Annotated in this window: 15 protein-coding genes; 13 read left to right on the forward strand and 2 right to left on the reverse strand. The window is 40.6% G+C overall.

The features are described 5' to 3' along the window. Positions 1 to 5: 5 nt before the first annotated feature. The 12 genes from FTU29_RS00710 to FTU29_RS00765 all read left to right on the forward strand — a co-directional run bounded on the left by FTU29_RS00710 (position 6) and on the right by FTU29_RS00765 (position 11,761). Positions 6 to 461: a histidine phosphatase family protein gene (locus tag FTU29_RS00710; protein ID WP_078193626.1), complete on the forward strand. Its 456-nt coding sequence runs from the start codon at positions 6 to 8 to the stop codon at positions 459 to 461. A gap of 27 nt (positions 462 to 488) precedes the next feature. Continuing rightward, complete coding sequence (gene gspL / locus FTU29_RS00715; protein WP_078193625.1) at positions 489 to 1,628, forward strand: type II secretion system protein GspL; 1,140 nt, start codon at positions 489 to 491, stop codon at positions 1,626 to 1,628. After that, complete coding sequence (gspM, locus tag FTU29_RS00720) at positions 1,628 to 2,107, forward strand: type II secretion system protein GspM (protein WP_078188869.1); 480 nt, start codon at positions 1,628 to 1,630, stop codon at positions 2,105 to 2,107. Before gspL ends, gspM begins: the two co-directional genes overlap by 1 nt. Before the next feature lie 90 nt (positions 2,108 to 2,197). After that, the gene (locus tag FTU29_RS00725; RefSeq protein ID WP_078188867.1) at positions 2,198 to 3,199 is read left to right on the forward strand and encodes a quinone-dependent dihydroorotate dehydrogenase; all 1,002 of its coding nucleotides are present in this window, start codon (positions 2,198 to 2,200) and stop codon (positions 3,197 to 3,199) included. A 5-nt stretch (positions 3,200 to 3,204) separates the two neighbouring features. Beyond that, positions 3,205 to 3,792 (forward strand): CvpA family protein, encoded by a 588-nt coding sequence (locus tag FTU29_RS00730; RefSeq protein ID WP_078188866.1) that lies wholly within the window; start codon positions 3,205 to 3,207, stop codon positions 3,790 to 3,792. Positions 3,793 to 3,816: 24 nt separating this feature from the next. Further along, positions 3,817 to 5,355, forward strand: coding sequence for an amidophosphoribosyltransferase (gene purF, locus FTU29_RS00735; RefSeq protein WP_078193623.1), 1,539 nt, complete (start codon positions 3,817 to 3,819; stop codon positions 5,353 to 5,355). A gap of 91 nt (positions 5,356 to 5,446) precedes the next feature. Further along, the gene (locus FTU29_RS00740; protein ID WP_171263783.1) at positions 5,447 to 7,336 is read left to right on the forward strand and encodes a M48 family metalloprotease; all 1,890 of its coding nucleotides are present in this window, start codon (positions 5,447 to 5,449) and stop codon (positions 7,334 to 7,336) included. Positions 7,337 to 7,510: 174 nt separating this feature from the next. Continuing rightward, positions 7,511 to 8,158: a hypothetical protein gene (locus FTU29_RS00745; protein ID WP_180063108.1), complete on the forward strand. Its 648-nt coding sequence runs from the start codon at positions 7,511 to 7,513 to the stop codon at positions 8,156 to 8,158. A 20-nt stretch (positions 8,159 to 8,178) separates the two neighbouring features. Continuing rightward, positions 8,179 to 9,150, forward strand: a complete 972-nt coding sequence (locus FTU29_RS00750; protein WP_180119822.1) for a D-glycerate dehydrogenase — start codon at positions 8,179 to 8,181, stop codon at positions 9,148 to 9,150. An 85-nt stretch (positions 9,151 to 9,235) separates the two neighbouring features. Next, on the forward strand, positions 9,236 to 10,675 hold the full coding sequence (locus FTU29_RS00755; RefSeq protein ID WP_180119824.1) for a M48 family metalloprotease: 1,440 nt from the start codon (positions 9,236 to 9,238) through the stop codon (positions 10,673 to 10,675). A gap of 121 nt (positions 10,676 to 10,796) precedes the next feature. Next, positions 10,797 to 11,156, forward strand: coding sequence for a hypothetical protein (locus FTU29_RS00760; protein WP_180119826.1), 360 nt, complete (start codon positions 10,797 to 10,799; stop codon positions 11,154 to 11,156). 47 nt (positions 11,157 to 11,203) lie between these two features. Next, on the forward strand, positions 11,204 to 11,761 hold the full coding sequence (locus FTU29_RS00765; RefSeq protein ID WP_180119828.1) for a GNAT family N-acetyltransferase: 558 nt from the start codon (positions 11,204 to 11,206) through the stop codon (positions 11,759 to 11,761). A 113-nt stretch (positions 11,762 to 11,874) separates the two neighbouring features. On the opposite strand, the gene FTU29_RS00770 is transcribed toward FTU29_RS00765, so the two are convergent. Both FTU29_RS00770 and rpsU read right to left on the reverse strand, forming a co-directional pair. Continuing rightward, a complete protein-coding gene (locus FTU29_RS00770) occupies positions 11,875 to 12,321 on the reverse strand; it encodes a GatB/YqeY domain-containing protein (RefSeq protein WP_078193617.1) in 447 nt (148 codons plus the stop codon). Between the two features lie 39 nt (positions 12,322 to 12,360). Then, the gene (gene rpsU, locus FTU29_RS00775; protein ID WP_001136722.1) at positions 12,361 to 12,576 is read right to left on the reverse strand and encodes a 30S ribosomal protein S21; all 216 of its coding nucleotides are present in this window, start codon (positions 12,574 to 12,576) and stop codon (positions 12,361 to 12,363) included. Positions 12,577 to 12,722: 146 nt separating this feature from the next. On the opposite strand from rpsU, the gene tsaD reads away from it, so the two are divergent. Beyond that, positions 12,723 to 13,739, forward strand: a complete 1,017-nt coding sequence (gene tsaD / locus FTU29_RS00780; protein ID WP_180119830.1) for a tRNA (adenosine(37)-N6)-threonylcarbamoyltransferase complex transferase subunit TsaD — start codon at positions 12,723 to 12,725, stop codon at positions 13,737 to 13,739.

Consider the following 13,739-nt stretch of genomic DNA (forward strand, 5'->3'; position numbering starts at 1 on the left):
ATTTTATGCAACTGACATTGGTTAGGCATGGCGAAGCTGCTCCGCCAGTAATGGGGAATGATGAAAAGCGTCCTTTAACAGCGCGCGGACAAACTCAAGCGGCAGAAACTGCAGCATATTTGAAAGATATAATTCAACCAGACGTTTTTGTGGTGAGTCCGCTACTGCGGGCGCAGCAAACACTTTCATCTTTGCAAAAACATTTTCCACATGTGCCTGTGGTTATTTGTAATGCCATCAAACCGGAAGATGATGCCAAAGTTGCAGTGGAATGGTTGTCACATTTACCGTATGAGTCTATTGTGGTGGTGTGCCATATGAACGTTGTGGCACATATGGCCAGTGTTTTGGTCTCAGAATATTTTAATCCCTATGCTTTGGCAGAAGCGCGCATTTATGAACAAGCGGTCATTGCTCCAGGGTTATCAACACAAATTAAAACGTTTATACCATCAACATAAAAACCAATTAAAACGGCAGAAAAATTAATGTTGTATTTATGGATGCCCGAAGCCAATGGGGTTTGGCAATGGTCAGAAGGGGATTTCTGGAAGCAGTCATCGACACTTGAACAATTGATTCAGGAAATTCAGCCATATGCGGGAAAGGAAGCGGTTGTTTTCTTTCCAAGTCGTGATGTACAAATCATTCAGCAAAATTTTCCAAAAAACCAATATAAAAAACTTGGCCCAGACGGCGTAAAATATTTACTTGAGGAATATGTCATTTTGCCTTTGGATGCAATGAAAGTATTGCATCATTTTCAAAGTCCAGATGAATTAACGGTCATGGGGGTTGCGCATAGTGCAGTCGAAACGATGCAGCATGCTTTGACACTAATCCCTGTGAAAGTCATTTCGTTATTACCTGACTTTTTGGTCTTGCCAAGTCCAGAAGCAGGGCAACATGTTTTGGCAAATGTCAGCGGTCATTTATTGGTCCGAAATAGTGAATATGTCGGTCAGTCTGTTGATGATTTGGCATTGTACTTAGATTATCAAATTGGTCAGCCGAACTATAAGATTTCAAATCTAAGTTCAGATCAGACGCATAGTCTTGAAGCCACTGTAACGCATGATCACATTGAATCATTTCATTATGAATTACCCAATATAAAAAAACCGAAACAACATCCACTCAATGTTTTGCCGAAAGCCAAAGCCAATACGGGTGTGAGTGGCTATTGGAAAGCATGTGCAGCAGTTTTGGTCGCAGCTTTAGTTACACAGTTTAGCTATGATGCAGTTCGTTGGTATCAATACAAAAAAGTGGCCAATATCACTGCGACACAAGCGATTGATCAGTTTAAATATTGGTTCGGGCAAAGCTATCCTGTGACCGAACAAACGCTGAAAAGCCAGTTCGAGTCACAATTGCGTCAGAGTCAAACAGGCAATGCACAGGCGCTGTCCTTACTGAGCCGTGTTGGTCCTGTTCTAATGCAAAACCAAATTTCTGCAAATCGTGTGAGCTATGAAGCCTCGATGTTAAATATGGAGCTAAAAGCCAATTCGGCAGAAGTACTACAAACCCTAACCAATCAATTAAAACAACAAGGTTTTAAAGTTGAATTAGGGAATATTCAACCAAGTGCCAACGGCGCGATTGGATTGGTGAAAATACAATAATGACAAAAATGGAAAACCTACAGCAACGTATAGATGGGCAAATTGAGCGCATCACTGATTATTTAGACCAACTTTCTACTCGTGAACGAGTCATGGTGATCTTTACCACGATTTTTGTTGTAGTGGCAGCGATTGGTTCGGCACTGTTTTATATGAACAAAGCTGCAAATTTTCAACAAAAGCGCGTGAATGAACTTAAGGATACTGTTGTTTGGATGCAAAGTAATGCCGTCACGATGAAACCAGCAGGTGATACACAACTGAGCGCGTTGGAAAAAGTTCAGCGTGTATCGCAACAACAGGGCTTGTCAGTAGCATCTCAACAAGTCGGCGAGCAAATACAGATTGCTGTGATGCATGAAAATTATGCAATTCTGGCCAATTTTTTGACGCAATTGGTTCAAATGGGCTTAAGTATTGAAAAGATGGAATTAAGTTCTGAAGCAGGACAGGTTAAATTAACAGCGAGTGTACAATAATCGGTAAAAATAAAGATCTGCTAAGCATGGTGTTTTATCTGTGCTGTGCCTATAATATGCCGACTTAAAAAGCAGTAGACTTTTATAGATATGTTGTATTCTCTAGCCCGCCCTTTGTTGTTTACTTTAGCACCAGAGCGTGCACATGAGCTGACATTATCGCTGTTGAAATCTTCTCACAAGATGGGAATGATGCGTCAAAACGTGGCGTCTAAACCAGTAACATGTATGGGAATCGAATTTCCGAATCCTGTTGGTTTAGCAGCCGGTCTTGATAAAAACGGTGCTTATATCGATGCGCTGGCGAGCCAGGGCTTCGGCTTTATTGAAATTGGTACAATTACACCACTTCCACAATCAGGGAACCCTGAACCTCGTTTATTTCGTTTACCGAAAGCAAAAGCCATTATTAACCGTATGGGTTTTAACAACGATGGCGTGGATCAGCTGATCGAAAATGTCAAAGCTGCAAAATTTAAGGGTGTACTTGGGATCAATATCGGTAAAAATGCAGTCACACCTGTTGAAAAAGCAGTTGACGATTATCTGATTTGTCTAGAAAAAGTTTATAACTACGCTTCTTATATTACCGTTAATATTTCATCTCCTAACACAAAAAATCTTCGTAGCTTACAAAGCGGTGATGCTTTGACTGAACTGTTAGAGACGCTCAAGAAACGTCAACTCGAGTTGGCGGATGAAAATCAACATTATGTACCCTTAGTACTTAAAGTTGCACCAGATCTAGAACCAGAAGACATTAATTTTATTGCCCAACAATTGTTAAAATTTAAAATTGATGGTCTGATTGTTACCAATACGACTTTGTCACGTGAAGGTGTTGAAGGCCTTCCATTTGGTGATGAAGCTGGTGGTCTATCCGGTGCGCCAGTCTTTGAAAAAAGTACGGCATGTTTGGCTGCTTTTGCTAAAGTATTAAACGGTCAAATTCCATTGATCGGTGTGGGTGGTATTTTGTCGGGCGCAGATGCTGTTGCGAAACAAAAAGCAGGAGCAAGCCTTGTACAAGTGTATAGTGGCCTCATATATACAGGTCCGACACTTGTAAAAGACTGCGTAGACGCATTGTAAATATCATGAATACCATTGATATCTTTATACTGATTATTTTGCTCATTGGAGGGCTTAACGGTTTGCGTCAAGGATTTGTAAAAGCCTTTGCGAACTTCATTGGATGGATTCTTGCACTTGTCATTGCGGCAAAGTATGCAACCGTCCTTGCACCTTCGATGACATCTTTAAGTACAGATCCAGTGGTACAGAAGATTGCCGCGTTCGCATTTATTGTATTGTTGATTGTAGTCATGACTTGGGTCGCGACATGGTTATTGAACAGTATTTTGAAAACATTAAAGCTCGGTCCGTTAAATCGACTGGCAGGTGGTGTTTTTGGAAGCTTAAAAGGATTGTTGGTGGTGCTGATCACTATGCAGGGGCTAGGTCCTTGGGTAGAAAGTTCACCACATTGGAAACAATCTAAAATGGTTCAGTCATTATTGCCATATGCGCCTTGGGCAACCGAATTGTCCAAAGATGCTGCAAATCAAGCACTTCATCATATTCAGTCTGAAGATGCTCAGAAATCTTCAGACCTCCCATCTGAGTCGCAGAACAAGCACGGACGTTCTGGATCGGGTGAGTCAACAAATAATCCTTTTTATTAACCCTAGCTTGTCTGCGAGGTTGCTATGTGTGGAGTAGTTGGTATAGCTGGTAAATCACCTGTTAACCAAATGTTGTTTGATGCGTTAACGATGTTACAACATCGTGGACAGGATGCAGCCGGGATCGTAACTTGTCAGGATGGTCGTTTATTCCTGCGTAAAGATACGGGTATGGTGCGTGATGTGTTCCACACACGTCATATGCGTGCATTACAGGGTAATTATGGTATTGGCCATGTTCGTTACCCAACTGCTGGTTCTTCAAGCAGTGCTGAAGCTCAGCCATTCTATGTAAACTCACCTTATGGCATCACGCTTGCACATAATGGTAACTTAACTAATGCTGCTGAAATTCATGATGACTTGTTCAAGACTGACTTACGTCATATGAACACCGATTCAGACTCAGAAGTATTATTAAACGTATTTGCACATGAATTGCAAAAACGCGCAAAACTTACACCAAGTGCTGAAGATGTATTCCACGTGGTATCACGTGTGCATGAACGTTGCAAAGGTGGTTATGCGGTTGTTGCTATGATCACCGGTCAGGGCCTTGTAGGTTTCCGTGATCCAAATGGTATTCGTCCATTGATCTACGGTTCGCGTGAAACTGAAAATGGTATGGAATATATCATTGCGTCTGAATCTGTCGCAATTACCGCGCTCGGCTTTAAGGTTGAACGTGATATTGCACCGGGTGAAGCAATTTATATTACTGCTGATGGCGTGATGTCGACCAAGCAGTGTGCAGTAGCCCCTGAATATCGTCCTTGTATCTTTGAATACGTATATTTTGCGCGTCCAGATGCGACTATTGATGGTATTTCAGTTTACAAAGCACGTTTGAAAATGGGCGAAAAACTTGCTCAGAAAATTCTACGTGAATGGGGTGATGAGCACGATATCGATGTCGTGATCCCAATTCCTGATACTTCACGTACTTCAGCGCTAGAGCTTGCAAATACCTTAGGTGTGAAATTCCGTGAAGGCTTCATGAAGAATCGTTATATCGGTCGTACCTTCATTATGCCGGGTCAGCAACTTCGTAAGAAATCTGTGCGTCAAAAGCTCAACCCTGTAGAGCTAGAGTTCCAAGGCAAAAACGTACTTTTGGTTGATGACTCGATTGTACGTGGTACGACTTGTAACGAAATCATTCAAATGGCGCGTGACGCGGGTGCGAAAAAAGTATTCTTTGCGTCTGCTGCACCGATGGTGAAATATCCAAACGTGTACGGTATCGATATGCCAGCCAAATCTGAACTGATTGCGTCTGAACGTAGCGTTGAAGAAATCCGTGAAATTATTGGTGCTGATCGCTTGATTTTCCAAGACTTGGAAGATCTGAAATCTGCAGTACGCACCAAGAAAGTCCCTGAGTTACAAGACTTTGATTGCTCGGTATTTGATGGTAAATATGTGGCAGGCGGTATTGATGCTGAATATTTGGCAGCTTTAGAGCGTAAGCGTAATGACTCTGCAAAAAATGAAAAGCCAGCTTATATCGATGTTAACATTGATGCAGCTTCTGTGGATTTAACAGGTGTTCGCGAAGAATAATCTGCTGAAAACACACTGAAAAAGCGGGAATTTCCCGCTTTTTTCATTTATGATGAGCAAACAAAAGACAATGTAGCTTAAGGGTATTACATTGAGACGTGTGGGTTATGATTTTATAAAAAACAAAAATATGTTTTGGCCTGTCACCATGTGTATGGCGGCAGTGTTTTTGACCGTCGCAATTATTAATGTAATTGTCGGTTTAATTGTGGATTATTGTGATTCCACTCAGTCTATCTATTGGCATGTCCTTAGCCCATTTTTAGTGGCTGCTGTACTGCTGATTATGTTGGTTTCAGTTCTCTATGATTTTTACACCTTTCGTTTAGGTGGTTATTCACTTGCCAAACAATTAGGTGCGCGTCGTCTCAGTCTGATAGAAAGTATTCCTGAAGAAAGTGTTGCACTGCGTATGACTGAGCAGCTGGCAGATACTTTTTTAATCGATACTCCTGCACTTTATGTCCTACCTGATGAAGTGGGGGTGAATGCGCTCACCGCTGGTTTTAGCCCTCGAGATACATCGATCATTTTAACTTGGGGAGCCTTACAAACCCTAGATGAGATGGAAATGTATGGTTTGCTGAGCCATGAATTTAATAAAATCTTGTCGGGGGAAGCTGCGGAAAATACCCGTTTGAAAATCTTATATAGCGGGTTGACGACCTTTAGTCAGTGGGGCAGTAAAATTGCAAAACGTGGTTTCTATAAAAATGGACAAGCACGGGACAATAAGTTTGAAACGCTCTTTGTAGCGATTGGCGCAGTTATTTGGTTGATCGGTAGTTTAGGTGTTTTGATTTCCCGCTTTATTAAATATATTTCTTTGGGTTCTCGAACCTATCGTAATGACCAGAAAACTAAACGTCTGATTCAAAATGATGCCAATATTCAAACCTTATTAAGGATTTATGTGCATCATTCAGGTTCGCAAATTCATAGTGAATATGCGGAATCGATTTCTCATATGTGTTTTGCAAACTCACTCAGTCCGCAAAACTGGATGAATATTCACCCAAGTATTGAACAGCGCATTTTTGAATTAAATCCAGCGCTCATTCATGACCTGCAACTAGAAAATTTAAAAAAACTGCGAAACCAGCCGCTATTTTATTTATTCCGTTCACTAGAAGAAGCTAGTCCAGATGTTGCAACACCATGGAACTCGCCACAACCATTACCTTTACTGCGCTTGTCACCGATTAGTTTTGCGATACGAGATGCAATTAAACCGTTGAACCCTGAGATTCGTGAAAATTGGCAGCGGCCTGAATTGATCCAACGTGCCTTGCAAACAGCAACGGGTTCGCGTGAGGTGATGGTTGCTATTTTAATGATTCGTCAGTATCGAGAGTTTATTCCGACTGAAGCTGAAGTGAGTCGTGCGATTGTAGATGCATTATTGAATCTTGATGGTCGTGTGCATATCTCCATTTTTCATGAGGCATGTAAAAATATTGGTACTATGCCAGCAACAATTTCACGGCAGTTCTTAACCAAGCTTGCCAAGATTATTCAAGAAGATGGTGAAATTGGATTACTCGACGCCTTACTACTTGAAACAGTGAAATATGAGTTGAATCTGTTGCCTGCACATACACCTACGTCTTTAGAAGATGTAAAACCGAGTATTGTGCGTTTGATTGATGCCTTGCTGCATGTGCAACAAATTAACAGTGATAACCAGCTCGAAGTGCGTGAAAAAATCCTCAATCGAATCTTAACGAAAGAAGAACTTGAGTTCTATCGCGATATATCTGATGAGCCAATTGATTTGGCTGAAATCCTAAATGATATTTCTGGGCTGCTGCTGCGTGAGCGGTTAAGCATTCTTGGGGTTGCTGAAATATGTTTATGGAATGATCGAATTATCACGCAAGATGAGTTGGATGTTTTGCAACTATTATATTGGCGTATTGGATTTGAATCAGCTGAGATAGTTGAACTAATGCAAAAGAAAAATAGTTTGATGATTGTATAATTATTTATAGCGGCTTGATTTATGAATAAATTGTTTAATTTTAAGTCAAAATTAGTCTGAGCAAGTCTACAGAATCTTTAAAGAAATAGTATGATCTAATTGATTTATAAAAGTTCAGCAAAACAGAGTGAATCCCGTTAGAATATCAAGCCTTGAATAGGTGAAAATGAAAGCATGATTGGGCATCAGCGAAGCATAATGGCGGCAATGGGAATTGATGTATGGATTCCTCAGGCGGCTCCGTGTCAGCAATTTAGCTCAAATATTTGGCGAGATCAGGCGGCTCCTGAAATAGTCTCTGAAATTCTACTCAAAAATGCGCCTCAGCCAACGCCTGTTTCATCACAGACTGAGCTTAAAAAGAACGTTGATGTTGTTGTAAATCAACCTGTAGAAGCACCTAAAGATGAACCAAAGGTTGTTGAGCCTGTTGAAATTCGTCCAATTGTTCAAATCCCTTCGTTTAACTTAGAAGCCATCTGTTTAATGCACTGTGTCATTGTCATTGATGCCACAGAATTAACGGCAGAGCAGCAAGTTTTGTGGAGCAATATTCAGCGCGCAGTCAGTGCCGATTTCTTTGCTTTACAGTGGCCTTTTGGCTGGGTGAATTTGCAAGATGGTCGTGGTGCAGCATCTTATGTACAGGGTTTTATCGATGCGATGAGCTTGGATAAAAATGTCATTTGTCTAGGCGATATTCCGCATTTAGAGCATGCGAAGGTGTATCCATTGGCATCTTTACAGCAAATGATTGAACAGCCTTTATTGAAAAAACGCCTATGGCAATTTATGCAAAATAAGGCAGGACAAAATACTTAAATTACGTAAATGGAAAATTTATGCAAAAAAAAGTAGTGGTTTTTAGTCAAATAGATCAAGAAATAATCCAAAGTTTAGAACAGCAATTTAAAGTTTTCCAAATTAGTCCTAAATTGGGCGATGTGAATCAGCAAATTCTTGAGCATTCAAAAGATGCTGACGCCATGATTGGTGCGGGACGTTTGTTGAATGCCTCAAATTTAGCGCATGCATCACAATTAAAAGTCATCTCAAGTGTAAGTGTCGGTTATGACAACTATGATTTAGCATTTTTAAATCAAAAAAATATCTGGTTGAGCCATACTCCGCATGTATTGACGGAAACTACAGCAGATTTAGCATTTACCTTATTGATGAGTGCAGCACGTAAAGTGCCTGTATTGGATCAATGGACCAAACAAGGGCAGTGGAAGCGTACAGTGGGCCCTGAGCAATTTGGCATGGATGTCTTTGCTAAAACTATTGGTATTATTGGCTTAGGACATATTGGCGCAGCCATTGGGCGTCGTGCTCGCTACGGCTTTAATATGAATGTACTCTATCATAATCGCCGAGAAAAAATTGAATTGGCTGAATCGTTATCAGCGCAATATTGCGATTTGGATGATTTGTTGCAACGTGCTGACTTTGTGGTCGTTGCAGTGGATTTAAATGCAGAATCGAAAGCTTTAATTGGTGAACGTGAGTTGGCCTTGATGCAATCGCATGCTGTATTGGTCAATATTTCACGCGGTTCAGTGATTGATGAAACCGCTTTAATCGATGCATTAAGTCGTGGTCAAATTTTTGCAGCAGGCTTAGATGTGTATGAGCAAGAGCCACTTCAAGAATCGCCATTATTTACATTAGCCAATGTCGTGACATTACCCCATGTGGGTTCAGCAACAGCGGCAACTCGTAAACGTATGGCGGAATTGGCTTATCAAAATCTAGTGGATGTTTTGGTACATGAACGCGCGCCACGCTATGTGGTCAATCCAAAATTTGAATAAACAATCACAACAGTTTTCTCCATAATTCACCAAAATTCAATGCTATATTCGATGAAGTACGAATATGAAATTTAGAGAATAGACTTTGAAAAAGATTTTACTGGCATGTGGTCTCGGGCTTTGTTCGACATTGGCGCAGACGCAGTCCGTAGATTTTAGTTCATCCCCACAATTTTCTGTGCCTGAAATTGGTAGTGGCGTCGGCTTGTTGGATCAACAAAAAGAACGTGCCATTGGTGAGAAAGTGTATCGTGAGGTGCATCGTCAACTCCCTGTGACTGAAAATCCGTGGATGGAAGATCGTCTTTTATCTGTCTTTACGCATATTTTGAGTCAAACTCAACTCAATCAACCGGTTGGTTTGTTATTAATTAATGATCCACAAATTAATGCTTTTGCTGTACCTGGTGGTTTATTTGCATTAAATGCAGGATTAATTAATTCAGCACGTAACATGGATGAAGTGGCAGGGGTGATGGCGCATGAAATTGCACATGTATCACAACGTCATTACAGTCGTTCACAAGAAGCCTTTAAAGGGCAAGGTTTATTGTCACTAGCTGGTATTTTGGTCGGCGCCTTGGTGGCCTCACAGGCAGATGGTGATGTCGGTGCGGCTGTAATGATGGGCTCACAAGCCGCTTTGATGGATAAACAGCTAACCTATAGCCGAAACCAAGAACGTGAAGCAGACCGTATTGGGATGCAGTATATGTACCGTGCTGGATACAATCCGCAGAGTATGGCTGACTTCTTTGAGGTGATGCATCGCTCTACGAGTCGAGTGAGCTTTCTGCCTGATTTTTGGTTGACGCATCCTTTAACCACGGAGCGTATGAGCGAAGCGCGCTTACGTGCCAATCAGTTGCCTCAAGTTAAAACCAGTTTGGTTGATCAAGATTTTGAAATTCTGCGCTGGTATAGTCGAGTATTGTCAGGTCAGGCGACTGAATTGCAATTAAATGCGATGGTGGCGCAAAAGAATTATGCAGCTGAGTTGGCTTTGGTGAGCTTGCATATTAAGCAAGGTGACTTTAGTGCTGCTCAAAAGTTATTAAATGAAGCAGCAAAACAAAATGCATCGCATGCACTTTTTACGATTTTACAGACCGATGTGCTGTTGGGACAAAACAAAACAGCCGATGCTGTGAACGCTGTGAAAAGTTCGGCAATCATCATGCCTGAAAATCGTGCATTAAATTATAAATATGCAGAGGCTTTGATTCGAAACAAAGAATATGCGCAAGCACAACTGATTCTACAGCGATTTTTACAAGCAAATCCACGCGACTTGAGTGGTTGGCGACTGATGTTGCAAATGGCTGATGCAGACAAAGATGCAAGCTTCCGTTCGGTCAATGTGCTGCGATATCGAGCTGAAGTAGAGTATTGGGGCGGGGATGAAGAACGGGCGATTAAATCTTTGCTACAGGCGCAGCGCATCGCCAAAGACTCGAAAAGTCTTGCTGCAAAAATTAAGCAGCGTGTAGACGAAATGCAAAATGAACGGAAATTAAAAATATAAAGATTTCAACTGTGATGCACTTATCTATGTCGATTATAAAGTGCAAATTGTAGTTTTAGTGGCTTAGATAAATCAGTGTAAACTAGCTGGATGTAAAATATTTATGATTAAGAACTTACAAATGAAAAATATGATTTTGGCGGCCTGTCTGTTGGGCTTAGCAACGAATATTGCAGCAGCTAGCGCAGAACAATATGTGATTGCTGTTAATGATATTAACGAAAAATATAAAACCGATGTACGCCAATTTTTTAGTCAGTTAGATCCGCAGCAACAGGGATTTAAAGCAGACCAGCAAGTGAAATACTGCGGTATTGTTCAGACTTATGTGAATGATCTTTATCGTGCTGCAGACGAAAATCGTGCATTTTTAGATCGTGAGTACCGTAATATGAATAAGCAGGATGTGATTCAGCAGGTGATCGCATCAAAAGAGATGCAATTATTAAAAAAATATAATGTGCAATGTGTCCTAAATTAAAAATAAATTTATAAGCATTTTAAATCATCACGAGAAACTGAATAAAAATGAAACTCGATGATTTTGATATGAGTCATGGCAGAATCACGCTTCAGTTGATTCAGCGTCACGATGCAAAAGCACTTTATGAAGCGATCTGTCAAAGTATAGTAACCTTACGAATGTTTCCTGCAAGTTTGGCTTGGTCCTTACAAGAACCTAATTTAGATGCTTCATTGGCATTTTGTGATTCGAGAGTGTTGGCTGCGTTAAATCAGGAAAATTTTGTTTATGTGATTCGTGAGCAACAGTCGCATAACTTTTTAGGTGTCATGGATATTCATCAAATCAATTGGATGGAAAACCAAGCTAACGTTGGATTTTGGGGAAATGTTGAATTTAAAGGGCAGGGTTTGATGACTGAAGCCTTGCAGTTATTTGTGGATCAATTATTAAATGGTCTAGGATTTCAGCAATTAAACGCTTTTGTAGATGTGGAAAACAAGCGAGCGCGACGTCTATGTGAACGAGCAGATTTTAAATTGATTGAAATCGATGAAGCGGCAATTCAAAATCCAGTAGATGGAAGTTGGCGAGATATTTGTAAGTATGAAATCGTTAGATAATAAAGAAAAAATAAATGATGTATGTATTTGAATTATTTTTGAATTTGGATAATTTGGCTATTTAAGTCATCAGCGTACTTAAATAGACCAAATCAAACAATATAGATGAAAGATTAAGAGAGTTTCGCTTTAATTTTAGCTGAAACTTGTGCAGGATCGGCACGTCCGGCTATGAGCGGACGTAGAGAGTTCATCACCTTACCCATATCTTTCATGCTAGTAGCTTCTTGCGCAGTAATTGTTTGCGCAATGATGGAATCAAGTTCTTCCTCAGTCATAGCTTCTGGTAGAAATTGAGATAACACCTCAATCTCGGCTTGTTCCTTACTAGCTAAATCATCTCGGTTTGCACCTAAAAAGGCTTTAACCGATTCTTTGCGTTGTTTGATTTGCTTTTCAATGACCGCAAGAACTTGCTTATCGTCAAGCTCTATGCGCTCATCGACTTCGATTTGCTTGATTGCTGCCTGTAGACTACGTATTACCGTTAACTTGTCCATTTCTTTAGCACGCATAGCGGCTTTTAAAACTTCAGTTATTTGGTTTTTTAAAGTAGTCATTTATCTTGTCCAAGTTAGTCAATCAATCACAAATTAATCTTAGTAAAGGCGAGTAGTACGTACTGATTCGCGAGCCAATTTCTTTTGGTAGCGTTTAACAGCAGCAGCTTTTTTACGTTTACGTTCTTGAGTTGGTTTTTCGTAGAATTCACGTTTACGAACGTCAGCAAGAACACCCGCTTTTTCGCATGAACGTTTGAAACGACGGATAGCTACGTCTACTGGTTCGCCTTCTTTCAATTTAACTTGTGGCATGAAGAATCCTCATTAAGTTATGGATAAGATCTCGGGTCGAATTACCCTTGATCACAAGTGAAGGTCAGTATTTTACTCATTTACATCTCATATCACAAGTCTATAATAGGTTTCGCAATATTTTGAAATGGGCAAAAGGCAGTTTAATGATCGTTTTAGGCTTGGAAACTTCGTGTGATGAAACAGGACTAGCACTCTACGATAGTGAGCAAGGATTACGCGGACAAGTATTGTATAGCCAAATCAAACTGCATGCAGAATATGGTGGTGTGGTACCTGAATTAGCTTCACGTGACCATGTGCGTAAGTTAATTCCGTTATTAAAACAATTGCTTGAAGAAAGTAAAGTTGATAAATCTGAAATTGATGCCATCGCATATACTCGCGGGCCGGGCTTGATGGGTGCATTAATGACAGGCGCATTGTTTGGTCGTACGTTGGCATTTGCACTGAATAAACCTGCAATTGGTGTACATCATATGGAAGGTCATATGTTGGCGCCTTTGTTGTCTAAAACTCCACCAGAATTTCCATTTGTGGCACTTTTAGTCTCTGGCGGACATACTCAATTGATGGCTGCTTATGGAATTGGTCAATATGAATTATTGGGTGAGTCGATTGATGATGCAGCAGGTGAGGCATTCGATAAAGTCGCTAAAATGATGGGTCTACCATACCCAGGTGGTCCAAATATTTCGAAATTGGCGATCAATGGCGACATCAATGCCTTTGAATTTCCACGTCCAATGCTACACCAAGGTTTAGATTTTTCATTTAGTGGTTTAAAAACTGCCGTTTCAGTTCAATTGAAAAAAGTTGAAGGCGAAGGTCGTGAGGCGGATATCGCTGCATCATTCCAAGAAGCGTTGGTTGACACATTGGTGAAAAAATCAGTGAAAGCATTAAAACAAACGGGTTTAAAACGTTTAGTTATTGCCGGCGGTGTAAGTGCAAACAAGCGTTTACGTGAGCGCTTAGAGGCTGATTTGGCAAAAATCCGTGCAAATGTGTTTTATGCAGAACCTGCGCTGTGTACAGATAATGGTGCAATGATTGCGTTTGCAGGTTATCAGCGTCTTAAAGCGGGTCAGCATGATGGTTTGTCTGTTACAACTACACCGCGTTGGTCGATGACGGAATTAAGTAATCCAAACGAAGCGTAA

The sequence above is a fragment of the Acinetobacter sp. YH12086 genome, assembly GCF_013419345.1.
Lineage (GTDB): Bacteria > Pseudomonadota > Gammaproteobacteria > Pseudomonadales > Moraxellaceae > Acinetobacter > Acinetobacter amyesii.

Bases quoted from the DNA above. Each gene is read 5' to 3' on its own strand.
- FTU29_RS00710 (WP_078193626.1), top strand. From the start codon at position 6: ATGCAACTGACATTGGTTAGGCATGGCGAAGCTGCTCCGCCAGTAATG.
- gspL (WP_078193625.1), top strand. From the start codon at position 489: ATGTTGTATTTATGGATGCCCGAAGCCAATGGGGTTTGGCAATGGTCA.
- gspM (WP_078188869.1), top strand. From the start codon at position 1,628: ATGACAAAAATGGAAAACCTACAGCAACGTATAGATGGGCAAATTGAG.
- FTU29_RS00725 (WP_078188867.1), top strand. From the start codon at position 2,198: ATGTTGTATTCTCTAGCCCGCCCTTTGTTGTTTACTTTAGCACCAGAG.
- FTU29_RS00730 (WP_078188866.1), top strand. From the start codon at position 3,205: ATGAATACCATTGATATCTTTATACTGATTATTTTGCTCATTGGAGGG.
- purF (WP_078193623.1), top strand. From the start codon at position 3,817: ATGTGTGGAGTAGTTGGTATAGCTGGTAAATCACCTGTTAACCAAATG.
- FTU29_RS00745 (WP_180063108.1), top strand. From the start codon at position 7,511: ATGATTGGGCATCAGCGAAGCATAATGGCGGCAATGGGAATTGATGTA.
- FTU29_RS00750 (WP_180119822.1), top strand. From the start codon at position 8,179: ATGCAAAAAAAAGTAGTGGTTTTTAGTCAAATAGATCAAGAAATAATC.
- FTU29_RS00760 (WP_180119826.1), top strand. From the start codon at position 10,797: ATGAAAAATATGATTTTGGCGGCCTGTCTGTTGGGCTTAGCAACGAAT.
- FTU29_RS00765 (WP_180119828.1), top strand. From the start codon at position 11,204: ATGAAACTCGATGATTTTGATATGAGTCATGGCAGAATCACGCTTCAG.
- FTU29_RS00770 (WP_078193617.1), bottom strand. From the start codon at position 12,321: ATGACTACTTTAAAAAACCAAATAACTGAAGTTTTAAAAGCCGCTATG.
- rpsU (WP_001136722.1), bottom strand. From the start codon at position 12,576: ATGCCACAAGTTAAATTGAAAGAAGGCGAACCAGTAGACGTAGCTATC.
- tsaD (WP_180119830.1), top strand. From the start codon at position 12,723: ATGATCGTTTTAGGCTTGGAAACTTCGTGTGATGAAACAGGACTAGCA.